Origin of the sequence: Erythrobacter rubeus, from assembly GCF_014705715.1 — a bacterium.
Lineage (GTDB): Bacteria > Pseudomonadota > Alphaproteobacteria > Sphingomonadales > Sphingomonadaceae > Erythrobacter > Erythrobacter rubeus.
Map to the genome: position 1 here is coordinate 690,960 of NZ_JACXLC010000001.1, position 25,657 is coordinate 716,616.

The 25,657-nt window shown below is 62.0% G+C and carries 25 protein-coding genes; 9 read left to right on the forward strand and 16 right to left on the reverse strand.

Translation table 11 applies throughout. The annotated features are described in order from the left end of the window. Positions 1-30 precede the first annotated feature (30 nt). From IB285_RS03320 to purM, 3 genes are read right to left on the reverse strand one after another with little or no spacing between them, the layout of a single operon-like run. Positions 31-1,254 carry a sulfotransferase family protein gene (locus tag IB285_RS03320; protein ID WP_190786836.1) on the reverse strand — a complete coding sequence of 408 codons (1,224 nt, stop codon included), beginning with the start codon at positions 1,252-1,254 and terminating at the stop codon, positions 31-33. After that, the gene (gene purN, locus IB285_RS03325; RefSeq protein ID WP_190786837.1) at positions 1,254-1,838 is read right to left on the reverse strand and encodes a phosphoribosylglycinamide formyltransferase; all 585 of its coding nucleotides are present in this window, start codon (positions 1,836-1,838) and stop codon (positions 1,254-1,256) included. The genes IB285_RS03320 and purN overlap by 1 nt, the downstream gene beginning before the upstream one ends. Continuing rightward, entirely contained in the window at positions 1,831-2,964 is a 1,134-nt protein-coding gene (gene purM, locus IB285_RS03330; protein WP_190786838.1) for a phosphoribosylformylglycinamidine cyclo-ligase, read from the reverse strand. Before purM ends, purN begins: the two co-directional genes overlap by 8 nt. Before the next feature lie 85 nt (positions 2,965-3,049). Between purM and IB285_RS03335 the strand changes: the two genes are divergently transcribed. From IB285_RS03335 to IB285_RS03350, 4 genes are read left to right on the forward strand one after another with little or no spacing between them, the layout of a single operon-like run. After that, positions 3,050-4,360, forward strand: coding sequence for a heavy-metal-associated domain-containing protein (locus IB285_RS03335; protein ID WP_190786839.1), 1,311 nt, complete (start codon positions 3,050-3,052; stop codon positions 4,358-4,360). Positions 4,361-4,379: 19 nt separating this feature from the next. Beyond that, positions 4,380-5,021, forward strand: coding sequence for an HdaA/DnaA family protein (locus IB285_RS03340; protein WP_190786840.1), 642 nt, complete (start codon positions 4,380-4,382; stop codon positions 5,019-5,021). Positions 5,022-5,063: 42 nt separating this feature from the next. Continuing rightward, positions 5,064-5,792, forward strand: a complete 729-nt coding sequence (epsC, locus tag IB285_RS03345; RefSeq protein ID WP_190786841.1) for a serine O-acetyltransferase EpsC — start codon at positions 5,064-5,066, stop codon at positions 5,790-5,792. After that, complete coding sequence (locus IB285_RS03350; protein ID WP_190786842.1) at positions 5,792-6,160, forward strand: DUF2794 domain-containing protein; 369 nt, start codon at positions 5,792-5,794, stop codon at positions 6,158-6,160. The genes epsC and IB285_RS03350 overlap by 1 nt, the downstream gene beginning before the upstream one ends. Positions 6,161-6,178: 18 nt before the next feature. Here IB285_RS03350 and IB285_RS03355 read toward each other — a convergent pair whose 3' ends face one another. The 3 genes from IB285_RS03355 to IB285_RS03365 form a co-directional block, all read right to left on the reverse strand. Next, the gene (locus IB285_RS03355; protein ID WP_190786843.1) at positions 6,179-7,351 is read right to left on the reverse strand and encodes a hypothetical protein; all 1,173 of its coding nucleotides are present in this window, start codon (positions 7,349-7,351) and stop codon (positions 6,179-6,181) included. A gap of 79 nt (positions 7,352-7,430) precedes the next feature. Further along, positions 7,431-8,360, reverse strand: a complete 930-nt coding sequence (locus IB285_RS03360; protein ID WP_190786844.1) for an SDR family NAD(P)-dependent oxidoreductase — start codon at positions 8,358-8,360, stop codon at positions 7,431-7,433. Positions 8,361-8,501: 141 nt separating this feature from the next. Then, positions 8,502-9,185 carry an HAD-IA family hydrolase gene (locus tag IB285_RS03365; RefSeq protein WP_190786845.1) on the reverse strand — a complete coding sequence of 228 codons (684 nt, stop codon included), beginning with the start codon at positions 9,183-9,185 and terminating at the stop codon, positions 8,502-8,504. Positions 9,186-9,261: 76 nt separating this feature from the next. Between IB285_RS03365 and glmU the strand changes: the two genes are divergently transcribed. The 3 genes from glmU to IB285_RS03380 all read left to right on the forward strand — a co-directional run bounded on the left by glmU (position 9,262) and on the right by IB285_RS03380 (position 11,618). Further along, complete coding sequence (glmU, locus tag IB285_RS03370; RefSeq protein WP_190786846.1) at positions 9,262-10,617, forward strand: bifunctional UDP-N-acetylglucosamine diphosphorylase/glucosamine-1-phosphate N-acetyltransferase GlmU; 1,356 nt, start codon at positions 9,262-9,264, stop codon at positions 10,615-10,617. A 5-nt stretch (positions 10,618-10,622) separates the two neighbouring features. Beyond that, positions 10,623-10,901 carry an HNH endonuclease gene (locus IB285_RS03375; protein WP_407925599.1) on the forward strand — a complete coding sequence of 93 codons (279 nt, stop codon included), beginning with the start codon at positions 10,623-10,625 and terminating at the stop codon, positions 10,899-10,901. 69 nt (positions 10,902-10,970) lie between these two features. Further along, positions 10,971-11,618: an SOUL family heme-binding protein gene (locus IB285_RS03380; protein WP_190786847.1), complete on the forward strand. Its 648-nt coding sequence runs from the start codon at positions 10,971-10,973 to the stop codon at positions 11,616-11,618. Between the two features lie 32 nt (positions 11,619-11,650). On the opposite strand, the gene IB285_RS03385 is transcribed toward IB285_RS03380, so the two are convergent. From IB285_RS03385 to IB285_RS03425, 9 genes are all read right to left on the reverse strand, one after another. Continuing rightward, positions 11,651-11,896 (reverse strand): DUF1153 domain-containing protein, encoded by a 246-nt coding sequence (locus IB285_RS03385; protein ID WP_190786848.1) that lies wholly within the window; start codon positions 11,894-11,896, stop codon positions 11,651-11,653. A gap of 248 nt (positions 11,897-12,144) precedes the next feature. Then, complete coding sequence (locus tag IB285_RS03390; protein WP_190786849.1) at positions 12,145-14,271, reverse strand: prolyl oligopeptidase family serine peptidase; 2,127 nt, start codon at positions 14,269-14,271, stop codon at positions 12,145-12,147. A gap of 125 nt (positions 14,272-14,396) precedes the next feature. Further along, complete coding sequence (locus tag IB285_RS03395) at positions 14,397-16,040, reverse strand: mechanosensitive ion channel family protein (RefSeq protein WP_234033053.1); 1,644 nt, start codon at positions 16,038-16,040, stop codon at positions 14,397-14,399. 147 nt (positions 16,041-16,187) lie between these two features. Then, positions 16,188-16,445, reverse strand: coding sequence for an ATP synthase F1 subunit epsilon (locus tag IB285_RS03400; protein WP_190786850.1), 258 nt, complete (start codon positions 16,443-16,445; stop codon positions 16,188-16,190). Between the two features lie 5 nt (positions 16,446-16,450). After that, positions 16,451-17,908: a F0F1 ATP synthase subunit beta gene (atpD, locus tag IB285_RS03405; RefSeq protein ID WP_190786851.1), complete on the reverse strand. Its 1,458-nt coding sequence runs from the start codon at positions 17,906-17,908 to the stop codon at positions 16,451-16,453. Positions 17,909-17,947: 39 nt separating this feature from the next. Beyond that, positions 17,948-18,376 (reverse strand): hypothetical protein, encoded by a 429-nt coding sequence (locus IB285_RS03410; RefSeq protein ID WP_190786852.1) that lies wholly within the window; start codon positions 18,374-18,376, stop codon positions 17,948-17,950. Next, on the reverse strand, positions 18,373-19,242 hold the full coding sequence (locus tag IB285_RS03415; RefSeq protein ID WP_190786853.1) for a F0F1 ATP synthase subunit gamma: 870 nt from the start codon (positions 19,240-19,242) through the stop codon (positions 18,373-18,375). The genes IB285_RS03410 and IB285_RS03415 overlap by 4 nt, the downstream gene beginning before the upstream one ends. 11 nt (positions 19,243-19,253) lie before the next feature. Further along, complete coding sequence (atpA, locus tag IB285_RS03420; RefSeq protein WP_190786854.1) at positions 19,254-20,783, reverse strand: F0F1 ATP synthase subunit alpha; 1,530 nt, start codon at positions 20,781-20,783, stop codon at positions 19,254-19,256. Between the two features lie 12 nt (positions 20,784-20,795). Continuing rightward, on the reverse strand, positions 20,796-21,350 hold the full coding sequence (locus tag IB285_RS03425; protein ID WP_190786855.1) for a F0F1 ATP synthase subunit delta: 555 nt from the start codon (positions 21,348-21,350) through the stop codon (positions 20,796-20,798). 287 nt (positions 21,351-21,637) lie between these two features. Here IB285_RS03425 and IB285_RS03430 point away from each other — a divergent pair, with 287 nt between their 5' ends. Beyond that, positions 21,638-22,465 carry a TauD/TfdA dioxygenase family protein gene (locus IB285_RS03430; protein WP_190786856.1) on the forward strand — a complete coding sequence of 276 codons (828 nt, stop codon included), beginning with the start codon at positions 21,638-21,640 and terminating at the stop codon, positions 22,463-22,465. A 403-nt stretch (positions 22,466-22,868) separates the two neighbouring features. Here the strand turns inward: IB285_RS03430 and IB285_RS03435 are convergent, their stop codons facing one another. Continuing rightward, positions 22,869-24,464 carry a S1 family peptidase gene (locus tag IB285_RS03435; RefSeq protein ID WP_190786857.1) on the reverse strand — a complete coding sequence of 532 codons (1,596 nt, stop codon included), beginning with the start codon at positions 24,462-24,464 and terminating at the stop codon, positions 22,869-22,871. Positions 24,465-24,546: 82 nt separating this feature from the next. Between IB285_RS03435 and IB285_RS03440 the strand changes: the two genes are divergently transcribed. After that, positions 24,547-25,584, forward strand: a complete 1,038-nt coding sequence (locus tag IB285_RS03440) for a bifunctional transcriptional activator/DNA repair enzyme AdaA (RefSeq protein WP_190786858.1) — start codon at positions 24,547-24,549, stop codon at positions 25,582-25,584. The last annotated feature ends 73 nt before the right edge of the window (positions 25,585-25,657 follow it).

The following is a 25,657-nucleotide window of genomic DNA, read 5'->3' on the forward strand; positions in this document are numbered from 1 at the left end:
CGTCCTTCGGGGCGGCCTTTTTCGTTTGAGCTAGCCTGCCGGCGCCGCGATGCTGGCGAAATGCGCAAGCTGCTGCGAATGGGCGCGGTGCTGCCCGCTTTCGCTGCCTGACATTTCGCGCCGCATCGCCATAAGCGCTTCGCGGGTGAATGGCATGCCAAGCTCGCGATAGGTGCGCCTGATCTCGCGCTCCCAATCGGCATTGAGATCGTCGAAATTGAGCCGCGCGACGGGACCTTCCCACTCGCTGAGAGCCGCCCCCATCCGTGCTTCGCGAAGATCGAGCTTGCGCCGCCATTCGCTTTCGATCCAGCCGAGATCGCAGCTGTCGCATTGGATCGCCATCTGGTTCGCCACGAGCGAAACCGCGCTGCGCAAAACCGCCTCGGGCTCGCGTTCGGCAAGGACGATCCGTGCATCAGGGAACTGGGCGAGCAGGGTCGAGAGGTCTTCGGAGAAGGCCGGGACTTTCAGTACGCGCGGATGCGCTGCGAGGCCGCGATGCGCCGCATCGGTCTTCAGCATCCGCGCAAACTCGCGGTAGATCGGTGCTGGATCGCGCGCTTCGCTGAAAGCGGAATAGCTCGGGATGCGCCACTGCGATTCGTAAATCGAATGGTTGAGCGCGGCGGCGAGCCAGCCAAGCTCTTCCTCGACTTCGCCGCTTGCCATCGGATGGATGGTGTCGATCCAGGGGTTGATCCGGCGCAGCATCATCAGATCGAATGCGCCCTTCAGCCGCCGCATGTCGGGAAAGCTCGGCACGGGATGCGAGGCGTCGCAGTACCGGGTCGCCGAATGGGCAGGATCGGCGGCGAGCAGTTTGTGAATACGGGTCGTGCCGCTGCGCATATGCCCGATGACGATGATCGGCGGAGCGAGCTTGGTCGCTAGCAATTCGGGCCGCTGCGCCCAGAGCGCGCCGAAACGCAGTCGGTTGCGAATGACGCGCACCAGCTGACCCCACGCCATGGCTTGGCCCATCGGATTGAGGTCGGCCTCGGTCATGATCGCGTTGCAAAGGTTTTCGAGCCGTAACCGGAAATCGGCAACATCCTCTGGACTCCGGCCAGCAATCTCGGCCTCTTCCGCGCGGTCGCCAAACCCTTTTGCTGCGGCATCCCACAATTCTTCCGGCTGCAGCGAAGGTGCCGGAAGCCAGCCTCTGTCCCAGGCATGCTGCAGCCAGCCATTCGATCGGTCGACGATCGGTGCTCGGTCGAGCGGGTGAGAGCGGATTGGAAGCGACGTCATCAGCTCGCTTTCCGTGCAGAAACGTAATCGGCGACGGCGCGCGGATAAAGCTGGTGTTCGGCATACTTTACCCGCTCGGCGAGACTGCCCGGCGTTTCACTGCCGCGGATCGTAACCCGGGCCTGCGCCAGAACTTCACCAGCATCGAGCTCTGGCGTCACGACATGCACGCTCGCGCCCGCATGGCTGTCACCCGCCGCGATCGCGCGCGCGAAGGTATCGAGGCCCTTGTACTTGGGCAGGAGCGAGGGGTGGATATTGAGGATGCGGCCCTCCCAGCGGCGAACGAATTCATCTGACAGGATCCGCATGTACCCGGCCAAAACCAAATATTCCGTTTCCGCCCCAATGAGGGCCGCTTCCATCGCCGCGTCATGAGCCTCGCGGCTGTGGCCTTTGTGCGAGTGGACGAAAGTTTCGACTCCCTCCGCGCGCGCAATCTCCAGTCCGGCCGCATCGGGGATGTTGCTGGCCACGAGGACCACTTGGTAGTGGCTGTTATCGAGCAGGCTGGCATAGAGCAGCGCCGCCATATTGGTCCCGCTGCCCGAGATGAAGATCGCAATTCGGGGCTTTTCAGCCAAGGTGCGTGGCCTCCCAATCGCTGGTGCCCGACCATGTGCCGCGCGATCCGCGCACGGTGCATCCACGCTCGCCCGCCTCGATGCTGCCGACGCGGAGCACGCTCTCGCCCGCCTCGGCTAGCCGCGCGGCAAGGTCGTCCGCCTTATCCGCTTCGACCGCGAGCACCATGCCGATCCCGCAATTGAATGTACGGGCCATTTCGGCTGGCTCGATATTCCCTTGCGCTTGCAGAAACGCCATCAACCTTGGCTGGTCCCAGCTATCCGCGTGAACCTGTGCGTGCGAGCCTTTCGGCAAGATGCGCGGGATATTTTCGAGCAGACCGCCGCCTGTAATATGGGCCAGACCGTTGATCAGCCCTTCGCGGATCAGCGGAAGCAGGCTCGCGACATAGATGCGGGTCGGCTCGATCAGGGCGTCGATCAGAAGGCGGTCTCGGTCGAACACCGCTGGGCGGTCCATCTTCCAGCCGAAGTCATCCGCCAGCCGCCGCACCAGCGAATACCCGTTCGAATGCACGCCGGAGGATGCGAGGCCGAGAAGGACATTGCCCGGCGCAACCGCTTCGCCGGTCAGTTGCTCGCCGCGCTCGACGCCGCCGACGCAAAAGCCCGCAAGATCGTAATCGCCATCGGCGTACATGCCCGGCATCTCGGCAGTCTCGCCCCCGATAAGCGCGCATCCCGCCTGTTTGCAGCCATCGGCAATCCCCGCGACGACCCGCTCGGCAACCCCGTTTTCGAGCTGCCCTGTCGCAAAGTAATCGAGGAAGAAAAGCGGCTCTGCGCCTTGTACGATCAGGTCGTTGACGCACATCGCGACGAGATCGATGCCGACGGTGTCGTGCCGATCGTGCCCGATTGCGAGTTTCAGCTTGGTCCCCACGCCATCATTCGCGGCGACGAGCAATGGATCCTTATAGCCTGCGGCCTTCGGATCGAAGAAGCCGCCGAAACCGCCAAGTTCGCTGGTTGCGCCGGGGCGCGCGGTGGCCTTTGCGAGCGGTCCAATCGCCTTGACCAGAGCGTTGCCCGCCTCGATCGACACGCCTGCGCCCGCATAGGTGTAGCCGCCACCATCCTGGCGTTCGCGGTTTTTCCCGCCCGAACCCGTATCCGTAGTCATACAATCCCCGACCTAACCCCACGCGTTTAGCCTTTCTCGCTTGGAATTCCACGTCGGTTTGGGCAAAAGGCCGCTGATTTCCACGATGGTTACGACATTTTCCCCTTCCGCCCCGCTAAAAGAGGCTTTTACGCGAATAGCCACGGCCGCCTGGCTGCGCCGTGTCGGTGCTGCTCTGTTCGCGCTGGTGCTGCTGGGCGGAGCCTTCGCTATCGTCATGGCGCAGGTCGCGGGCAATCGCGGGATCGCGCCCACCGCGTCCTCAGCCGATTACGAAGTTCGCGGGATCGAAGTCGACGAGCGCGCCGATACCGGAGAAGAAGCGCGCGAACAGGCATGGCGGCGGGCTCAGCGGCTCGCATGGCAGCAGATCGACGGGCCGCCGGTGTCGGATAGCCAGCTTTCGAGCATGGTTTCCTCGATCGTGATCCAGCGCGAACGGATCGGCCCGAAGCGCTACATCGCCACCCTTGGAGTGATCTTCGATCGTCAGCGGGCCGGGCGCTATCTTGGTGGTGCTGCGACAGCGCGCTCTTCCGCGCCGATGCTGCTTATCCCGGTGACTGTCAGTGGGGGGACCTTCACCACTTTCGAAGTGCGTAATGCGTGGCAGCGCTCATGGGCGGAATTCAATCCCGGGCGCAGCAGGATCGATTATGTCCGGCCAAGCGGTGCGGGCGGAGATTCGCTGCTGCTCAACTACGGGCAAGCGGGTCGCCGCAGCCGCGCGTGGTGGCGATCGACCCTCGATCAATATGGCGCCGCAGATGTGCTTGTCCCCATCGCGCGCCTCGACCACCAATTCCCCGGTGGACCGGTCACCGGCACTTTCACCGCGCGCTATGGCCCCGAAAGCCGCGTGCTTGAAACCTTCGAACTCACTGCCGAAAGCCCAGTGCGGATGGACGATATGTATCAGCGGGCGGTCGCACGGATCGATTCGATTTACGAAGCGGCGCTTGCAGACGGAAAGCTTCAGCCCGACCCGACACTGACCGCCGGTGCATCGGGCGAGATCGATCCTGCTCTCCAGCGGCTGATCGAGATCGGGCGAGCGGTCCGCGCGCGCGAAGCAGCGACTGCTGAAGCCGCGGAGGCGGCCCTCGCTCCCGACGGCAATTCCGGCCAAGGCGACGTGCCGACGCCCGCTCCGGTCACCGTTGCCAACTACACCGTGCAGTTCGATACGCCCGATGGAAGCGCCTTCGACGGCGTACTCACAACCGTCCGCGGGACGCCGGGTGTGCGCGGGGTGGCGGTTACCAGCACCGCGATGGGCGGCACCTCGGTCATGAATGTCGGCTTCAGCGGTTCGCTGGACGAGCTTGCCGCAGCCCTGCGTTCTCGCGGCTTTACCGTGCGCCAGGGGGCAAACGCTCTCGCAATCAGCCGCTAGGTCCGCGGCGCCGGTACCGATGGCAAGACCCGCTCCATCCAATCAGCAGATCGCGCTGCCTCTGGTCGCGCGCGATGGCGGAGCCGCGCAGCGTGTCGTGATCGGCAATGCCAACACCCACGTCGTCGATGCGCTCAGCGAACCTGAGCGCTGGCCATTCCGCACCGCAGTGCTGACCGGGCCGAGGCGTTCGGGCAAGTCACTGCTGGGGCGCTGGGCGGCAGGGCAGGGCATCAGGGTGATCGATAATGCCGACACGCTCGATGAGGCCGAGCTCTTTCACAGCTGGAATGCAAGCCAGGAAGGCGGATCGAAAGCCGGCGAGCCGTTGCTGCTGATCGCCAATGCGCGGCCATGGGAAATCCGTCTGCCCGATCTCGCATCGAGGCTCGGCGGATCACTGCAGCTTGAGATCGGCGAGCCCGACGATGCGATGGCAGCCGAACTGATCGAGGCTTTCGCCGAACAGCGCGCGCTGTCTTTGGCAGAGGGCGCTGCGGAGTATCTTGTCCCGCGCACAGAGCGAAGTTTTGCCGCGCTCGAAACCCTTGTTGCGACGATCGATCGCATCAGTCTTGAACGGCAGGCACCCGCCACCATGTCGGTGTGGCGCGCCGCCTTGGAAGCTATGCAAGGCCCCGAACAACAAAAACTGTTGTAGTCAGGATTTGCAAAATCGCCCGTTTGGTGGGAGAAAAATGCGATGTTCGACACGCTCAAGAGCTATCTGGACTCGATCCAGGCCCGTGATCCGGCACCGCGTTCGCGCGCGGAAATCCTGTTATATCCGGGTGTTTGGGCGGTGTTCTTCCACCGGATTGCGCACTGGCTTTTCGATGCGAAGCTGTATTTCCTGGCCCGTCTGGTGAACCATTTCTCGCGCGCCGTGACGGCGATCGACATCCACCCCGGCGCGACCATCGGGAAGAATTTCTTCATCGATCATGGCTTCACCGTCATCGGCGAAACCGCAGAAATCGGCAATAATGTCACCATCTACCAGTGCGTGACCTTGGGCGGGACCAATCCGACGAACGGAAAGGGCGGCAAGCGCCATCCGACCATAGAGGACAATGTCATCATCGGTTCGGGGGCGCAGATCATCGGACCCATAACCGTGGGTGAGCGAGGGCGCGTCGGCGCGAATGCAGTCGTGATGGAAGACGTACCGGCGGGCGCGACCATGGTGGGTTTCAAGGCCCGATCGACACTCGTCCCGGCAGAACAATGGATGCGCGAATTCATCCCATACGGCACGCCGTGTGAGGATGCGGAGGGCAACCGGATCGACTGCATCGAAAAGCTCGAAACCGAACTCAACGCGATGAAGGCGGAGATTGCCGCGTTGAGGGATCAAGCGGGGCAGGGTGCCAAGGCGCCTGAACAGGCCTCATTCGACCTCGATGCCAAGAAGAGCGGAACCGACGACTGATGAGCTCAGGAGCGGTGCCGGGCATTCCCGGACAGGTTTTACCATTCCCGGGCCGCGCGGGCGGTCAGGTCGGATTTCAGCGGGACGAGTTGCAGCGCATCCTCGACCTTTACGGCAGAATGGTCGCGGCCGGGCAGTGGCGCGATTACGCGATGGATTTCGATAAGCACGCGGCTACCTTTGCCGCGTTTCGCCGCACGTCGGAGCGCCCGCAGGCACGGGTTGAGAAACGCCCGGCTCTAAGGGCGAAGCAGGGCATGTGGACGCTGTTCGGCGAGCATGGGCAGGTGCTGAAGCGCGGTCACGAACTGGCTGGTGTGCTCGCGCCGATGGAGCGCCGCCTGATGAAGTCAGTCGGCGACAGCTGACGGCGCTTTTCTTAGGCTTTACGCAGTGCGCGCCGTCAATCCCAGTTCGTGTGTTGCTGGCAGCGCTTCCTGAATACCCTCCGGCAGAGCGGCGACGACAGTACGCCGGATGGGCTGCCAGAATGCGGACAGGCTAAGCAGCGCCGACCCGATAACGAGCGCTGTCAGAGCGAAATTCAGCTCGACCGCTCCGAACTCGCGGAACAGGAAGGTCAGCGCGAACAGCACATAGGCGAGCGCGGAAACCAGCATCGCGCGGCGATCGATGGCGAGAGCGAGCAATCCGAAACCGATGTAGACTGCGATCACCGCGAATGCGGCGCCCATGCCGATATTGTTGCCATCCGTCACGCCGATCAAAGCAAAGATCGGGTGCGCAATCATCGGCGCAGCCAGCAGGTGGAGCCAGAACGCCACGTCGCTGCGCCGCGAAGTCCGCTCCAGATCGGAAATGTCCCAGCGCATGGCGAAAGCGAACACCGCGAGGCCGGCGACGAAGACGAGCATGAGAACGACATCTTCATCGACACCTTGCGGGCCGATGCCGGTGACGATCAGGCCGATGACGGTTCCGGCGATCGCTGCGGCTCCCGCAGCCACGGTGATCGGCACCATGAAGCGGCGCCAGTGCAAATATGCAGCACCTGCAGCGATTAACGCGGCGAGCGAGACTGCAAGCGCGCCCAGGCGCTCACTACCCCCCTCGACCAGCGCGGCACCCACGCCGAGAATGGCCGCGAAGGTCCCGCCGACGAATGCCAGCAGAAGCAGAATCGAAGGCAATGCCATACGCCGCTTGCTCGTGAAGAATTCGGCGAGCGGCCATGATGTCACTGCAACGAATAGCCCGGCGAGAGAGATCTCCCACGCCTGCCGCAAGTCGGTCGCTGCGCGCCACGCTGCGAGTTCGGCGTCGTCGGGAAGATCGCGGTCGCCGAATGTGGTGAGGTAGTCTTCGACGGGGACCAACAGCCCGGCAATCGCCTGGCCGATGGCTCCCACGGCAAGCAGTAGGATGACGATTCCGATCGCCACGAAAATGTCGTTGAAGCTGTTGATCAACCGGAAGTTTTCTTCCGAAGAGCGCGGCAGTTCGCGCGTCTTGGTCATGTGCGAGCGAAAGCTCTGGGCGGCCTCGGCGCTCAATGCGCCCGCAGCGACCGCGGAATTGATATCGTCTTCACTGTACATCGGGTCCAGCCCTCCCTCGACTATGCGGGGAAAGCTAGGCCCGGTGTATTACTGTGTCAATACGCTGTGATAGAGCGGCTTACCCGCGCGCGCTGCTCGGGCCGGTGCCGGTTACCTTCTGCATGGCTTTGAGGATCGCACCCGACTGCTCGCTGCCCGATTGCGGGGCGACGAGGTTGGTGAACGAGTTGATGTCGTCCCACCGCTCGGCAAAGCCTTCGACCGTGCGCTCACCATCGGGAAGCCACACGGCGTCGTTCATGACGACCCACGAGGAGTGGAAACCGCCCGCGCCCGCGCCGACGATGGCGTTGGTCGGAGCGTCTTCGCTGACCAGGAAGAGGGCAGCCGGAACCACGTTTTCCGGGGCAAACAGCTTGAAGGCTTCTTCTGGGAAGAGGTCTTCGGTCATGCGCGTGCCCGCGACGGGCGACAGCGAGTTGCAACGGATGTTGTACTTCGCGCCTTCGAGTTGCAGAGTCTTGGTCAGACCGGCAAGGCCAAGTTTGGCTGCGCCGTAATTCGCCTGGCCGAAATTGCCGAACAGGCCGGTGGACGATGCTGTCATCAGCACGCGGCCATAGCTCTGCTCACGGAAGGTTTCCCAGCAAGCCTTGGTCACGAAGGCGGAGCCGGTGAGGTGGACCTTGAGCACGAATTCGAAGTCTTCGGGGCTCATCTTGGCAAAGGTCTTGTCGCGCAGGACGCCGGCATTGTTGATGAGGACGTGCACGCCGCCCCATTTCTGCTTGGCGTCGGCGACCATCTTTTCCATCTGGTCGAATTCGGTGACCGACCCGCCATTCGACATCGCTTCGCCGCCGGCTTTCTCGATTTCCTCGACCACTTCGAGAGCCATGTCAGAGTGACCGGTGCCGTCGCGTGCGCCGCCGAGGTCGTTGACGACGACCTTCGCGCCGCGCTTGGCCAGCTCGATCGCGTAGGCGCGGCCAAGGCCTCCACCCGCGCCAGTGACGATTGCTACCTTATCCTTGAAATCGATGCTCATGAGTGGGTCCTTCCGTGCGTCTTGTTTTTATGATTACGCTTTACGCTGGCGTAAAGTTACGTGCCGCTGGGTGGCAGGATTTGTGCTGCGTTGCAACACCGGCCTTCCGGACCCATGCACGCCGTAGGGGCAGCGTCTGCCTTAGAGTGTTTCCAAGGCGGAAATCAGGCCGCCGAGCGAATCGATTACGGCGTCGGCGCCCAATTCGCCGGGCGGCTTGTCGCAATAGCCATAGGCAGCCGCGATAACAGGCACTCCGGCCGCGCGCGCCGCGTTCACGTCGTATGTCGAATCGCCCACGAAGGCGAAAGAACCGCCACCGCAGCGCTTCTGCGCTTCGAGGACCGGGGCGGGATTGGGTTTGGAGATGTATTTGCCGTCAGGCCCCTTTCCCATGCTGTTGCCGCCGATGACCGTTTCGAAAGGCTCGAGGAAATCGAGCTGCGTCAGGATGGAGCGGGCGAAGTCCTCGAACTTGTTGGTGACCACAGCCATTTTGACGCCGCGCGCGGAAAGCTCTGCCACCACATCGCGGGCATGTGGATAGGGTGCAGAATGCACCGCATTGTGATCGGCATAATAACGCAGCATCTGCTTGTAGAGTGCGCGGAAATCGTCCTCGGGCATGCCGCCCTGCGCCTCGACTGCACGCGCCAGCATGATCTTCGCTCCGCCGCCGATCAGATCCTTGCTGCTGTCGACGGGCACCGGGTCGAAGCCGCCAATGTCCAAAGCGTGGTTCACTGCCGCGCCAAGGTCGCGAAAGGTATCGAGCAGCGTGCCGTCGAGATCGAAGCCCACGGCGCTAAAGGGAAAGTCGGTCATGCACGACCGCGTGACGGAACGCTCTTCAAACCGCAAGCGTTTGATGGCAAGCGCCGCGGCGCGTATTGGAGAAAGCATGACCGATTTTGCCGCCATCATCCTTGCCGCGGGCAAGGGGACCCGCATGAAAAGCGATCTGCACAAGGTGCTGCATCCGATTGCGGGAAAACCAATGCTGATGCACCTGCTCGACAGTTTCGGTGAGCTTTCGCCGAGGCGGACAGTCGTGGTTGTGGGGGACAAGCGCGAGCAGCTGGACGAGGCGCTGGCGGATAGGGACATCACCACTGCCTTGCAGGAACCACAGCACGGGACTGCGCATGCCGCCTTGCAAGCGCGCGAGCCTCTCGAAGGGTTTACCGGCAACATCCTCGTATGCTTCGGCGATTGCCCCATGGTGAAAGCCGAGACGGTGACGCGGCTGACAGCTGCGCTCGAGGGCGGGGCGAAGGTTGCGGTGCTCGGCTTTAGGCCCGACGATCCGCTCCAATACGGCCGGGTCATTGCCGACACGGATGGCACGGTGCGCAAGATGGTCGAATTCAAGGACGCCAGCGAGGAAGAGCGTGCCTGCGACCTTTGCAATTCAGGGCTCATCGTCGCGCATTCGGACGATATGTGGCCGCTGCTCGACGGGGTGAGCAACGACAACGCGCAGGGTGAATACTACCTCCCCGACGTGGCGACCGGGGCCATTGCGCGCGGCGACACCGTGAAAGTGGTCGAGACCGACCCCGCCGAGGTGGCAGGCATCAACAGCCGCGCCGAGCTCGCAGCTGCAGAGGCACAGTGGCAGTCATTCAAGCGCGAAGAGGCGATGGCGGGCGGTGCGACGCTGAAAGCACCTGAAACCGTGTTCTTCAGCTGGGACACCGAGCTCGGCAAGGATGTGGTGGTCGAACCCAACGTCGTCTTCGGGCCGGGCGTCAAAGTGGCCGATGGCACTCACATCAAATCTTTCTCCCACCTCGAAGGAGCAACCCTTGCCAGCGGCGTGCAGGTCGGCCCCTTCGCGCGTCTGCGCCCAGGAGCCGTGCTCGAGGAGGACAGCTTCATTGGCAATTTCGTCGAGATGAAGGAGGCGACGCTCGGTAAGGGCGCCAAGGCCAGTCACCTGTCCTATATCGGCGATGCGACAGTGGGCGAAGGCGCAAATATCGGCGCTGGCACGATCACCTGCAATTACGACGGCTATTTCAAATACCACACCACCATCGGCGAGCGCGCGTTCATCGGATCGAACAGCGCCCTCGTTGCGCCGGTTACGATCGGGCCGGATTCGATCGTGGCGGCAGGGTCCACCGTCAGCCGTGATGTTGGCGCGGGAGAATTGCGCATGGTCCGCGCAGAGCAGATGGTGAAGCAGGGCTGGGCCGACCGTTTTCACGACACAATGAAGAAGAAAAAGGCGGCGGCGAAAGCAAAAGAGTGAGTGGCTTGGGTTCCACCGACGACGCGCTAACCTGCTGGCTTTGCGGACGCCCTTTCGACATGCGCATTCAATGGCATCACCCGGTGCCGAAATCGAAGAAGGGGCGCAGCACCGTCCCGGTTCATCCGATTTGTCACAAGACGATCCATAGGAATTTCACCAATACTGAGCTTGCGCGTATCGGTGATGACCCCAAGGCGCTACGCGATGATCCAGCCATCGCCAAGTTCGTGCGCTGGGTGAGCGGCAAGCCGCCCGATTTCCACGCTCCCACGCGCAGCTAAGTCGCGTGAAACGGGAACTTTTGCGCTGCACAGATGCTGATTAATCAAAGCATTAGCAGGAGCAATATCATGGGTATCGGTAGGTGGATTGCCGCAGGGCTCGGTATAGCAGCAGTCGGGGCAGTCGCGGCTTATGCTAAGTACAGCGACACGGAACAGGCACCGTACAAGGTTGTGGTAGAAGACGGCGAATTCGAATTGCGTGAGTATCCGCCAATCATTGTCGCTCAAGTCACGCATACCGGAGAGAGCATGCGCGCACGCAATGCGAGCTTCCGCCGGCTTGCGGCGTATATCTTCGGGCAGGATCGCCCGAGAGGCGGTGACACAATCGCCATGACAGCCCCCGTAATGACAGCACGGGTAGGCGAGGATGAGAAGATAGCGATGACCGCGCCGGTCCTGCAGGATCAGACCGGCAGCGACACTTGGCGCATGCGGTTCGTGATGCCGGCGAAATACACGCTGGAAACGCTTCCCGCGCCGCCGACCGATATCGCCTTGACCGAGCTTCCCGCCCGCCGGATGGCTGCGGTTCGTTTCAGCGGCAACGCGCGCGAGGCGCAGCTCATCGAAATGGAAGCGAAGCTGATGAACTGGATCGAGGGCCGCGGGCTAGCTGCGACCGGCAATCCGGAATATGCAGGCTACGATGCGCCGATGGTACCAGGACCCATGCGGCGCAACGAGGTCATGATCGAAGTGGCGGCCGAATAGGGGTCAGCCGGCCGCCGCGCTTCGATCAAATCTTAAGCGTCTTCGAAAGTGCGTTCGGTCTTGGCCGTCGGAATCCGGCCGCTCTCACGCTCCCACTGCTCGAATTCGCTGCGGCTCAGCAGGTACCGTTCACGGGCTTCGTGAAAGCTGATCACGCGGTCATGTACCGCCTGAACAACATCTGCTTTTTTGGCTTTCGACCAATAGACCCGGTGCGATTTCGGAAGACCATACTGCTTGATCGCATCGGATATGGACATGTGTCGGGGGTATGCCACGTTTTTACTCCTTAGTTAGGTGCCCCAATTTCAAAGCGCCCTCTGTTGACGACCCAACTTTCCGGTTTTCAGGCTTAATTCGGTCCTACCAAGCATGGTTAAGATCGCGTTGACGCCGCCCTACGTGGCTGGCGTGCGGTGAAGCGAGTGCAAAGTGTCGATTTGCTTTACAGCTTGAATTTCAGGGACAAAAAAGGGGCGATCCCGATCGCGGGATCGCCCCTTTTTTTTGTCCGATTCCTTCTCCGTCAGCCGCCGGTTTGTTCATCCATCAACTGCTGCATGAGATAGACATATTGCAGCGCCTGAAGCTTCGCGCGCTGTTCGTTATCGACGCCGCCGGAATGCCCGCCGGTCATGTCTTCGAAGTAGTAATAGGGCTGACCCAGCTCCTTGAGCCGCGCGGCACCTTTGCGCGCATGCGCGGGATGGGTGCGGTCATCGGCGGTCGATGCCCAGAGGAACGGGGTGGGGTAGTCCACGCCTTCCTCGATCTTCTGATAGGGCGAATAACCTTCTATCCACGCGCGCTGCTCGGGAATGCGCGGGTCGCCATATTCGCCAATCCACGAAGCGCCACGACCGATGAGGTGGTAGCGCAGCATGTCGAACAGCGGGATCTGCACGATCGCCGCGCCGAACAGGTCGGGTCGCTGGGTGAAGGCGGTGCCGACCAGCAATCCGCCTTGCGAGCCGCCCTGAATGCCGAGATGCTCGGGCGAGGTGAAACCCTTATCCACGAGGTCCTGGCCAACGGCGATGAAGTCGTCCCAGGTGCGCTGCTTGTTCTCTCGGATGGCGGTTTGGTGCCAGTTCGGCCCGAATTCGCCGCCCCCACGCAGGTTGGCGAGCACGTACGCGCCGCCATTTTCCAGCCACAGCTTCCCTGTGGAGCCGAGATAAGCGGGAAGGCGCGGGATCTGGAACCCGCCATACCCTGTCATCAGGACCGCGGTTTCGCCGTCCATCTCCATCCCGGCGGGTTTGACGATGAAATACGGGACCTTCGTCCCGTCGGCGCTTATCGCCTCGTGCTGCTCGACGTCCATTCCGGCCGCGTCGAAATAGGACGGCGAATTCTTGAGCGGCATCGGATCGGCCGAGCCGTCCGTGTAATAGAGCGTTGTCGGGTTCAGAAAGTCCGTAACCGTGAACATGATCTGCTCGCTCTCGTTCGAGCTCGCCGCGATCCCCACGGTTGCATTGTCGGGCAATTCTACCTCTTCGCTCACCCATGCGCCGTCTTCGAAGTTGAACTTCAAGACCTTGCCGACAACGTTGTCGAGCAAGCCGACATAGAGCGCGCCTGCGGTGATGGCACCGCCGCGCTTAGTCTGGCGCTCCGCCGGAGCCCACACGAGCGTCTTGGCCGCTGCGTTCGGATCGGCTTTCCATTCCTCAAGATCGGATGCGATCAGGCTGTCGGCCGGAAAGGTCTGGTCGCCCACCGTCCAATCGACATCTGTGGTGTAGAGCATGTGGCCGTCCACAATGCCGTACAGCGACGCCTTCAACGGCATGTCGAGCTTCACCCATTCGAAGTTTGCCGGGTTAAGCCAGTAGTTCTCACTTTCGTGAAAGCTGATCCCGCGAAAGGCGGTTGTGGCGTGGATCTCGCTGCTCGCATCGCGCAGCAGGCTCGCGCCCGCCCACACATCGTCTGCCTCGCCGCGAAAGATCTCTTTTGCATCGGCAATCTCGGTGCCGCGTTTCCAGACGCGGGTGGTGAAGGGGTATTCGCTGTCGGTCAGCGTCCCTTCGCCGAAATCGCGCCCAACCATCAGCGTGTCTTTGTCGACCCACTGGATACCGCCCTGGCTTTTCTCGGAAAGCTCGAACCCGCCTTCGACGAATTCCTTCGTCGTCATGTTGAATTCGCGCATGACAGTCGCATCCTCGCCGCCATCGGACAGCGCGATCATGCATAGCTCCATTGCGGGCGGCAGGTAGGTCGAACCCTTGTAAACCCATTCCTTGCCCTCGGCTTCGGCCAGCGCGTCGACATCGAGAATGGTTTCCCATTCGGGCTCGTCGGTCTGGTAGCTTTCAAGAGTGGTTCGGCGCAGCAGGCCCTTCGGGTTCTCCTTGTCCTGCCAGAAGTTGTAGAGGCCGTCCGGGCGGAAGCTGACAAATGGGATGCGGTCCTCGCTGTCGAAAATCTCCAGCGCTTCTGCCTTGAGCTGTGCGAAGCGTGGATCGCTTTCCAGCGCCGCCTGCGTCCGCTCGTTTTCGTTTTCGACCCAGGCCAGCGCCTCTTCGCTGCGCGCTTCCTCAAGCCAGATGTACGGGTCCTGCTCAGGGCCGGGTACGCCATCTGCAGGCGCGGTTTCGGTATGATCATCGGCGGCAGCGCCGGTTGCGGCGGTGATTGTCATGGCAGCGGCCAATGCGAGTGTTGAAACAAGTCTCAAATATCCTCTCCGACTGGGGATCTAGCTAAATTTAATCTGCCCAACATAGTGGGAAAAGTGAAGCGCCAAACGGCGATTTGCCAGCGATTTCAGCCTGTCTGCTCCGCGACCTGCACCTCGCGTTCGCGCGGGAGGAAAACCGGCGGGCTTTCGCCGCTTGTTTCCATCTCGGCGATGGCTGCGAGGATGTGCTCGCGCACACGGCATTGCAGTCTCCACCCGGCTTTGGGATCTCTGGCGCGGGCAAGGAAGCGCACTGTCATTGCCGAAGAGCCGTGGTCGACGACCTGCACCTTCGCTTCCTCGGCATCCATCACCCCGTCATCGTTTTCGACAAACCTCTGAAACTCCTCCCGTAACCGGTCCACGTCCGCGCGGTGGTCCAGCATCAGCTCTACATGCGTCATCAGGCTGGGGTCGGTCTTGGTCCAGTTCTCGAAACTCTCGTTCACGAAGGCTGAAACGGGCGCCATCAGGCGCCGCTCATCCCAGGTGCGCAGCCTGAGGTGCGTAAAGCCGATGCGCTCGACATAACACCACTGTCCGCCCCAGTGCACGGCATCACCGATCCGCGCGGTCTTGGCGAAGGCGATCTGGATGCTCGCCATCAGGTCACCCAATGCCTGCCGCGCGGCGAACACTATGATCAGACCAAGCACGCCCGCCGAGGCCAGCAGGCTGAAACCAAGCGTGTTCGCTATATCCGTTTGCAGCAGCACCACGCCCGCCGCGACCATGACCACGAAGACGGTCACCAGTCGCCGTGCGGCGCTGAGCTTCGTGAAATAGTCGCGGCTCTCTTCGTTATCGGGGTCTTCGAGCTCTTCGGTGCGGCTTTCCGATGCGAATTGCGCGATGGTGTCGATTACGGTGAGGACGATCGCGACGATTGCTGCCACGAACAGAGTGATCTGCAGCGGATCGAGGAATGTCGACACTGCTCCGGAGAAATTGAAGACACCCAGCCGAACGAGCGCGAATGTTCCTGCGAAGACGGCGAGCGTTGCCGGCAGGTGCACGGCGCGAAGGACGCCGTAAACAAGACCTTCTTCGTCGCGGGAACGACGCAGCGCGCGGATACCTGCATAGGTGAGGTTGGCGATCCCGACCGCGAACAGCAGCACGAGCGGCAGCGCGACGACTTCCCACCATGCAAGCGTCCAGAACGCCTGCGCGCGCAGAGGCGCAGGGAGCATCTCTTCAAAAGGGGTGGGGCCATATCGTTCGTACAAGGCGGGGATATTCTCGACCGTTTGACGCGAGATCAACCACACGGGGTCGGACCCGTCCGCCTTCACCCTCGCGATCCGGAACGAGTAATCGCGATCCTCCGCGCGCAAGTACCACAGCGCGATATTGCGGCGCGGTTCACCTGAAAGTGGGGCCTCTGCCGTGCTCGACACATCGACCGCGTCAGGGCGGTCGGGGATTTGCCTCCAGTCGATGACCACCGAACGGTGGACGATTTCAATGGCCTTCCTGGCAAGCTCGGGCCCCTCTGCTGCCTGGCGACCGACCGGAACTTCGGACAGGTCCAGCGCGGCGGCCGCGCGATCCCATTCCTGGGCAAAGCCGGCGTCGAGGAAGCTTTCGAGCAGCGATTGCGGTGTTTCGAGGTCAAGCGGCTCGCCGAGTGGGGCGAGACCCTGATTGATCCGGTCGACCTCGTAAACATGGGGCTCGGGTCCGGCAGGCGACTCCTGTGACGTCTGCGCCGCGAGGGGTACGGCCAAGAAAAGGGCGAGAAGGCTTAAGAGCGTTCTGTGAATGGAGTCTCTCCGTCGTTGTCGTGAAACTAACGGAAAGGCCCATTTGATGTTCCGAAAAGCAAAAGGGCGACCCAGAGGGGCCGCCCTTCGCTATTCAGAGAGGATTAGCGGTTAGCCGTCCACGTGCTCGGCGAGCACTGTCAGACCCGTATCGCCAACCTCGGCAAAGCCACCTTTGACTTCGATGGTCTCGGGCTCTGCGCCTTCGCTCTTGTAAACCTGCACCGCACCGTCGCGGATGGTCGACATGAACGGTGCGTGCCCTTCGAGCACACCGAATTCGCCTTCGGTGCCGGGAACGACGACCATGTGAACGTCTTCGCTGCGCACCAGCTTGGCAGGGGTCACCAGTTCAAAGTGGAGTGGCATGGCGCTTATGCGTCCTCAGCCATTTCGGAAGCCTTCTTGACCACGTCTTCGATGCCGCCGACCATGTAGAATGCCTGCTCGGGCAGGTGGTCGTATTCGCCATCGACAACCGCCTTGAACGATTTCACGGTGTCTTCGAGCTGTACGAAAATGCCGTCGATGCCGGTGAAGACCTCGGCCACGTGGAAGGGCTGCGAAAGGAACTTCTGGATCTTGCGGGCACGCGCCACGGTGAGCTTATCTTCTTCCGAAAGCTCGTCCATGCCGAGAATTGCGATGATGTCCTGCAGCGACTTGTACTTCTGCAGCGTTTCCTGAACGCGGCGAGCGGTGTCGTAGTGCTCCTGACCCACGACGCGCGGTTCGAGAACGCGGCTGGTGGAGTCGAGCGGGTCGACCGCCGGATAGATGCCCAGCTCCGAAATCGCGCGGTTGAGCGTGGTCGTCGCGTCCAAGTGAGCGAACGAGGTCGCCGGGGCAGGGTCGGTAAGGTCATCGGCAGGCACGTAGATGGCCTGGACCGAGGTGATCGAACCCTTGTTGGTCGAGGTGATGCGCTCCTGCAGGTTGCCCATGTCGGTCGAAAGGGTCGGCTGATAGCCCACAGCCGACGGGATACGACCCAGCAGTGCGGACACCTCCGAACCGGCCTGCGTGAAGCGGAAGATGTTGTCGACGAAGAACAGCACGTCCTGGCCTTCCTGATCGCGGAAATATTCCGCCATGGTCAGGCCGGACAGAGCAACGCGGGCACGCGCGCCGGGAGGCTCGTTCATCTGGCCGAAGACGAGTGCCACCTTCGATCCCTCGGTGATGGCATTGCCGTCCTCGTCCTTGGCGATAACGCCTGCGTCGAGGAATTCATGGTAGAGGTCGTTGCCCTCACGGGTGCGTTCACCAACGCCAGCGAACACGGACACGCCGCCGTGACCCTTTGCGATATTGTTGATGAGTTCCTGAATGAGAACGGTCTTGCCGACGCCCGCGCCTCCGAACAGGCCGATCTTGCCGCCCTTTGCGTACGGGGCAAGCAGGTCGATCACCTTGATACCGGTGACAAGGATCGCCGCTTCGGTCGACTGGTCGACAAAAGCAGGTGCCTCGGCATGGATCGGTGCGGTCATTTCCGCGCCGATGGGGCCGCGTTCGTCGATGGCTTCACCAACGACGTTCATGATGCGGCCGAGTGTTTTCGGGCCGACCGGAACGGAAATCTGAGCGCCAGTGGCGATCACTTCTGCCCCGCGAACGAGACCTTCGGTCGCGTCCATCGCGATGGTGCGAACGGTGTTCTCACCAAGGTGCTGGGCGACTTCGAGAACGAGAGTCTTGCCGTCATTCTTGGTTTCCAGCGCCGAGAGGATCGGCGGCAGCTCGCCTTCGAACTGCACGTCGACGACAGCGCCGATGACCTGGGCGATCGTGCCGTTGGTGGTCTGGTTGAGGACTGGTGCGGTGGCCATTGTTGTGTTCCTGTCAGTAAGAAATTCGCGGTGAGCCAGTTACTCGGCTGTTTCCGCGTCGGTCGCCATGTCGGCTTGAAGATTTGCGCGTTCCAGGGAGCCGCAGAAATCGGGTTCCTCGACTAGCTCCCACGAGGCGCCATTCTGAGCGATCGTGAGGGACCTCTCGGTCCCTGCCGGATCCTGCGCGAAAGCATAATCGCAAGTGAATTCGCTGCCGAGTTCGTTGGCGACGCACGATGCATTGCCAACACGCGCGCGAAGTGTGGGGCACTGCTGATCGAGCGCGGCTTGCACGTTTTCGAGCTCCGGCGCGCCGCCGTCACCGACCGGATTGTCATCCGGGCTGAGATCGGCCGAAACGGCCTCGGGCGCGAGATCTGCGGTGTCTTCACCGGTAGGCTCCGAACACGCGGCAAGGCTGACGCCCAGCGCAGTGGCAGCGGCAAATGCAACAAGCTTGTTCATAGTGCTTCGGCTCCTGCAATGATTTCAATGAGTTCGGTGGTAATCGCGGCCTGGCGGCGGCGGTTGTATTCGATGTTGAGGTCCTTGATGAGCTCACCAGCGTTGCGCGTGGCGTTGTCCATCGCGGTCATCGATGCGCCTTGCTCCGATGCCTCACGCTCAAGCAGAGCGCCAAACAGCTGCGTCTTCACGTAGCGTGGCAGCAGCTCTTCGAGGATTTCCTCTTCGCCCGGCTCGTATTCGACCACGGCGCCGGTGTCTTCGGTTTCCTCAGGCGAGGGCACCGGGATCAGTTGATTGACGGTCGGATCCTGAACCAGCGCCGATTTGAATTTCGGGAAGATCAGATGCGCGACATCATATTTCCCCGCGTCGTACATCTCGATCAGCTCTGCAGCAATTGCATCGGCCTCGTCGAAACCGGGCGTCTTGACAGTGCTGGTGTCGAAATGCTGCCCGATGCGGTCTGCATATTCCCGCTTGATCGGGGCGCGGCCTTTCTTGCCGACGAGGTAGAATTTCACCTCCTTGCCAGCGGCCAGCAATTCTTCCGCCTTGGCCTTCGCCGCCTTGACGATGTTCGAGTTCAGACCGCCGCAGAGGCCCTTGTCGGTGTTCACCACGACGAGCAGGTTGCGTTTGTCCGAGCCGGTTCCGGCGAGCAGTTTCGGTGCGCTGTCGCCCGATACCTTGCCGGCAAGCGACGCCATGACGTCGCTGAGCCGTTCGGCATAGGGACGCGCGGCCTCGGCAGCGGACTGCGCACGGCGAAGCTTTGCCGCGGCGACCATCTGCTTGGCCTTGGTGATCTTCTGGGTCGATTTGACCGACCCGATCCGATCCTTGAGTTCCTTGAGCGATGCCATCTGGCGCTACCTTAAGCGAACTGCTTGGCGAAGGTCTTGAGAGCCGCCTCGGTGCGGTCCTTCACATCGCCTTCGAACTTCTTGCTCGTGCGAATGTCATCGAGGATGTCGGCGTGTTCGCTGCGGAAGAAAGCGAGCATCTGTTCCTCGTATTCGCCGACGCGATCGACTGCGACGTCGTCGATGAAACCGTTGGTACCGGCGAAAATCGAGACGGTCTGCTCTTCGAACGGCATCGGCGAGAACTGAGCCTGCTTGAGCAGCTCGGTAAGGCGTGCACCGCGGTTGAGGAGCTTCTGCGTCGAGGCGTCGAGGTCCGAGCCGAACTGCGCGAACGCCGCCATCTCGCGGTACTGCGCGAGGTCGAGCTTCATCGAGCCCGAAACCTTCTTCATCGCCTTGGTTTGGGCGGCACCGCCCACGCGGCTAACCGAAAGGCCGACGTTAATCGCCGGACGGATGCCCTGGTAAAACAGGTCGGTTTCGAGGAAGATCTGGCCATCGGTGATCGAGATCACGTTGGTCGGAATGTAGGCCGACACGTCGCCAGCCTGGGTTTCGATGATCGGCAGCGCGGTGAGCGAGCCGTGGCCGTTCTCTGCATTCATCTTGGCAGCACGCTCAAGCAGGCGGCTGTGGAGATAGAACACGTCGCCCGGATACGCTTCGCGGCCCGGAGGACGGCGAAGCAGCAGCGACATCTGGCGGTAGGCGACGGCCTGCTTCGAAAGGTCGTCGTAAACGATCACGGCGTGCATGCCGTTGTCGCGGAAGAATTCGCCCATTGCGCAGCCGGTGTACGGTGCGAGGTACTGCAGCGGTGCAGGCTCCGAAGCGGTTGCGGCCACAACGATGGAATATTCCATCGCGCCGTTTTCTTCGAGCTGCTTCACGATCTGGGCAACGGTCGAACGCTTCTGACCGACGGCGACATAGATGCAGTACAGCTTCTGCTTCTCGTCATCGCCCTTATGCGCGTCGCGCTGGTTGATAAAGGTGTCGATTGCGACAGCCGATTTACCGGTCTGACGGTCACCGATGATGAGTTCGCGCTGGCCGCGGCCGACCGGCACGAGCGCGTCGATCGCCTTGAGGCCCGACTGCACCGGCTCGGAAACGGATTCGCGCGGGATGATGCCCGGCGCCTTCACTTCGACACGGCTCCGCTCGGTCGTCTCGATCGGGCCTTTGCCATCGATCGGGTTGCCCAGAGCATCGACCACGCGGCCCAGCAGACCCTTGCCGACGGGAACGTCCACAATGGTCTCGGTCCGCTTGACGGTGTCGCCTTCCTTGATCTCGGCGTCGGAGCCGAAGATCACGACGCCGACATTGTCGGCTTCGAGGTTCAGCGCCATGCCCTGAACGCCGTTGGCGAATTCGACCATCTCACCGGCCTGGACCTGATCGAGGCCGTGGATACGGGCAATACCGTCACCCACGCTGAGAACGGAGCCGACTTCGCTGACTTGCGCTTCGGTGCCGAAATTGGCGATCTGGTCCTTGATGACCTTGGAGATTTCTGCGGCGCGGATTTCCATGTTCGTAGTCCTTTAAGCCTTCATGGCCTGGGCAAGTGAATTGAGACGGGTGCGGATCGAGGCGTCGATGCGCTGCGATCCAATGGTGACGACGAGACCGCCGAGCAGGTCGGGGTCAACATCGGCTGAAAGCATTACGGTGCGGCCTTCACGCTGCGTCAGCTTGCTCTTCAATTCGGCGAGCTGGCTGTCGGTTAGCGGGTGCGCGCTGGTGACATTCGCGGTGACCTCACCGCGCTGGGCAGCGGCAATGGCTTTGAATGCGGCGATCATGTCGGGCAGGGCGGCAAGACGGCGATTGCCGGCAAGCACGCCGAGGAAATTGGTGGTGAGCTCGGCCAGGCCGAGATGCTTCGCAACAGCCTCGACCGCTTCGCCCTGCGCATTTCGCGAGAGCTGGGGATTGGTTGTCGCGCTGTGCAGATCATCCGATTCGCGCAGTGCCTCTTGCAGCTTGGCGAGATCGGATTCGACAGCCGTGACCGTCCCCGCTTCACTGGCGAGTTCGAACAGAGCTGAGGCGTAACGGCCTGCCAGGCTAGCCTGAATACCGGCGGAAATATCCACGCGTTTCGATGTCCTTTAGGATCTTCGAGAATAACGATGCATCGCTTCGAGGTTTCGGGCCGCTTTGGGGCATCCCGACGAAGCTGGCGCGCGCCTAGCAATGTCTTTGCGATTCCGCAAGCGACGCAGGCGTGAATTATGGGCGAGACATGTTGCAGTGTCGTCAATCGCCGCGGGCAGGGCATCCGCTCGCCGACTAGCCGAGCAAAGCCTGACTATTTTGCGAGCGCAGATGCGCTTGCGCGCCCGCAAACCCTCTCGCATAAATCGCGGCGAGGAGAGGAACCATGCAACTGACACCAATGGCACCAAAGTGCGGGGTAGAGATTTCGGGCGTTTCGCTGGCGCAGTGCAGCGATGCGGAGATGGAGCAAATCAAGCAGGCGATCTACGAGCACGGGGTCGCCGTGTTTCGCGATCAGGAATTCTCACCCGAAGATCACATCAAGTTCGGCAAGCGCTGGGGCGGGATCGACATCAACAATTACTTCCCGCTGCAGGAAGATTACGGCGAGATTGCCGTGGTGAAGAAAGAGGCCGATCAGGCGACCAATATCGGCGGTGCCTGGCACACGGATCATTCATACGATCAGATCCCGGCGATGGGATCGGTGCTGGTCGCGCGTGAACTGCCACCTGCCGGCGGCGATACCGAGTGGGCGCATATGGGCGCGGCCTACGATGCGCTGCCCGATAACCTTAAAGAGGAGATCGAGGGGCTCGAAGCGTTCCATACCGCGGATCACGTATATAAAGCCGACGGGCTCTATGCGCAGACCGACATGGGCAAGAGCCTGCGCGGGCAAGACCTGAAGACCGGGGCGGTTCACCCGGTCGTTATCCGCCACCCACATACCGGCAGGAAGCTGCTCTACGTAAACACCGCCTTCACGATCAACTTCGTCGGCCAGACACGAGAAGAGAGCCTTCCGCTGCTTCAGCGACTATGCGACGCGGCTTTGACGGGCGACAACCAGTGCCGCCTGCAATGGAAGCCTGGCACGGTGGCGATCTGGGACAACCGCACGACCTGGCACAACGCGATCAACGACTATCAGGGCCATCGCCGCGAGATGCACCGGATCACGCTGTCGGGCGACGCGCTCGCGGCTTGATGAAGGCGAGAAGGAGGCTGCCTTTGCCGAGCTCTGTCTTTGGGGCAGCCGCCATCGGCGGGGCCTAGTTTCAGAGCTGCTTAGCCGCAGCCTCCCAGCTTATCGATCGACTGGGCACAGCCGCAGTCAGTTGCCGAGTTTCGGTGGCAGCCTCTGCTCGGGAGCGATGGGCTCAACTTTGGTCGCACTGCGACCTCGAGGGCTTCGCTCATTCACTGTTTACTCAATTCGCCCCGTTTTGGCTAAGCCATCAAACACTGCCATGTTTGCGACAAAGTCGGGAACTTCAGAAAACCTTGCAATGCAAGCCTACCTTCCGTCCCCTCATGTGAGGACGTCGTCGGATTTAGGTTATACACCTGTGTTTTCAAGGCGGTCCGAGCTATTTTCCACCAGATGATAATCACTGCTCATCAGCAGCACCAGCCGTCGCCGCAGCCTCGCAAGTATAGACCAGTCGCTCGTTCGGCCGTGAGGGCAATTGCGCCAGCACACCCGACTGCTGCTCGCCCAGAATGCGTGGTGCGTCGAGCACGCCGCAGGCGGGCGGGGTGTAGGCGCTGCGAATTTCGCGCGCCGCCTGCATCTGACTGCGGCTCAGCAGGTAACGGTCCGTCCTGAAGGTTCGCGTTTGCGGGTCGTATGTGTTGACCGAGACAGCGGCTTCGTCGTTCGGGACGAGCACACGCGACCATTCGCCATTGGTCATCCCATATTGCGTCCGGCCATTGAGGCATCCGTCGGCCGCCCAACTGAATTCGACATCATCCGTCCGTGCGCCGGTGATCCGGCTGCGTTCAGGCACCAGCGTGCAGATGAGTGTGCCGTCGCCCGCGAGCGAGACGGGCGGTCCGCTTTCGCCGCCGTTGAGCTCCAATTCTTCAAGAGCCGCAGCAACACGGTCCTCGATCTCGCTGTAACCGGGGCGGGTAATCCAGATCAGAACCGTGCCGATGATCGCCGCGCCCGCAATTCCGGCAGCGACCATAGTGCGCATCTGGGCCGTCGCGTCACCTTCCGGGTTCAATCGGGACTGCTGGCGCAGCTGGATCGCAGCGTATCCGGCGCCGATCCCTATCAGGAGCAGGATCAGCGCGATCGCCATCGCATTGTCCCGCTCCTCCATCACCGCCATTTGCGCGGAAAGGCGGGCATCCGCGCGCGCCTCGCGCATTTCGTCCTCGCGCGCCTCGAGCAGCGCTCTTGCGTCAGCCCGCTCGGCTTCGAACCGCGCGCGCTCGGCTGCGTTAAGCTCGTCGATCGACCGGCATGGCAAGGCATTGGTCTGCGGTTCGATATCGTTGGCGCGCAAGAAAGGCAGCAGTTCGCGCAGGCTGACCGCGAAGTAGAATTCGGCATCCGACCCGTTGGAGTCTGCTCCGAACGAATTGACACCGAGCACCCTGCCGCAACCATCGAGCAAGGGACCGCCCGAATTGCCGCGCGCGATTGGAGCGGTGTGCAGGATCGTGTCGAACTGCCGGCTGGGCCGTTCGCCCGACAGAAAGCCGCGGCTCTTGACCGGCGGCTGAGCGTTGAAGATGTCGCTGATCTCCAGGCCCTGCGCCAGATCGACATTCATTGGGTAGCCAACTGCGGAAACCTCGCCGAGGTTGGCCCCGACGCCGCCCGCAATGGTTAGCGGCGGGAGTCGGATCGCATCATCGGTGATTTCGATAAGGGCCAGATCGTTGCGCGGACTGACGGCCAGCGGGCGTCCAAACGCGCCGTCGTCGCCTTCGCTGGGCACGATACCGATCCGCAGGGTGTCGTCCTGCAAGGCCTCTCGGATGACGTGGGCATTGGTTACGATCTTGGTCGGTGTGACGGCAAAACCACTGCCGTGGGTTACCGGCACCAATTCCTCGCCATTCTGGCTGATAATCACGACCCGCACGACGCCGCGCGCTGCCGCCTCGACATCGCCAGCGTCTGCGTAGGCCGCCGAAGCGACCAGCAAGGCGAACAGTGCCGCAAAAACCTGTATCAATTTCTTCATCGCGGCGATCTTTACGCAATGCGGGTCATTGACCGCAAGCTTCGGGATGCGCTGTAAGCCGGTCTGTGGGAAAAGCGGCCGCATGACGAACACAAAAGAGCTTACGGATGAAGAGCGCTGGCGGATCGCGCTTGCAAAGGACCGACGGTACGATGGCGCGTTCGTGACCGGGGTGCATTCGACCGGCATCTATTGCCGCCCGAGTTGCCCGGCGCGGGCACCCTTGCGCAAGAATGTGCGGTTCTACGCGGGCCCCGCCGATGCGGAAGCCGCCGGATTGCGCGCCTGCAAGCGCTGCTCGCCCAACACGCAGAGCGCGGAGGAGGCGTGCGTGCTCGCAGCCATCGGCGCGATCCGTTCGGGCGGCGCAATGACGCTCGACCAACTGGCGGAGCTTACGGGGTATTCACCCACGCATTTTCAGCGGCTTTTCAAGCGCACAGTGGGGCTTTCACCCGCTGCGTTTGCAAGGGCCTTGCGTGAAGAGCGCGTTCGTGAGGCTCTCGAAAGCGGTGCAACCGTGACCGATGCGCTTTACGACGCGGGCTATTCCGCACCATCGCGTTTTTACGCGGACATGAAAGGACGACTGGGCATGCAGGCGAGCGATTGGCGTGACGGCGGAGCCGGACGGACCGTGCACTGGAGTGTGATCGCCACCTCGCTCGGCGATATGCTCGTCGCCGCGACGGAGAAGGGCGTGTGCTGCCTCTCGTTCGGCGAAGGCGAGGATGAGCTGCGCGCACGTTTCCTCAAGGCAGAACTGGTTGAAGCGGGAGAGGATTTCCGCGCGCTTTTCGATCAGGTGGTCGCGGCGGTAGAGGATCCCGGCAGCGACAGTTCGGCAATCCCGCTCGACATAAAAGGCACCGCATTTCAGCAGCGCTGCTGGCAGGCTCTACGCGAGATTCCGCCGGGCGAGACGCGCAGCTACGGCGAGCAGGCAGCCATGCTCGGCAATCCCAAGGCCAGCCGCGCAGTCGGCAGCGCGAACGGGGCAAACAACATCGCCGTGCTGATCCCCTGCCACCGCGTCGTCCCCGCAAGCGGAGGTGTGGGCGGATATGCCTATGGACCGGAGATCAAGGCGGAATTGCTGAAGCGCGAAGGGGGCGAGTGAACGGAGGGTTGTGGGTGCAATGAACCCTCTCAAACTCTCGCATTATTCGCGAGCTTTTGGCCCGCGCCAAGCC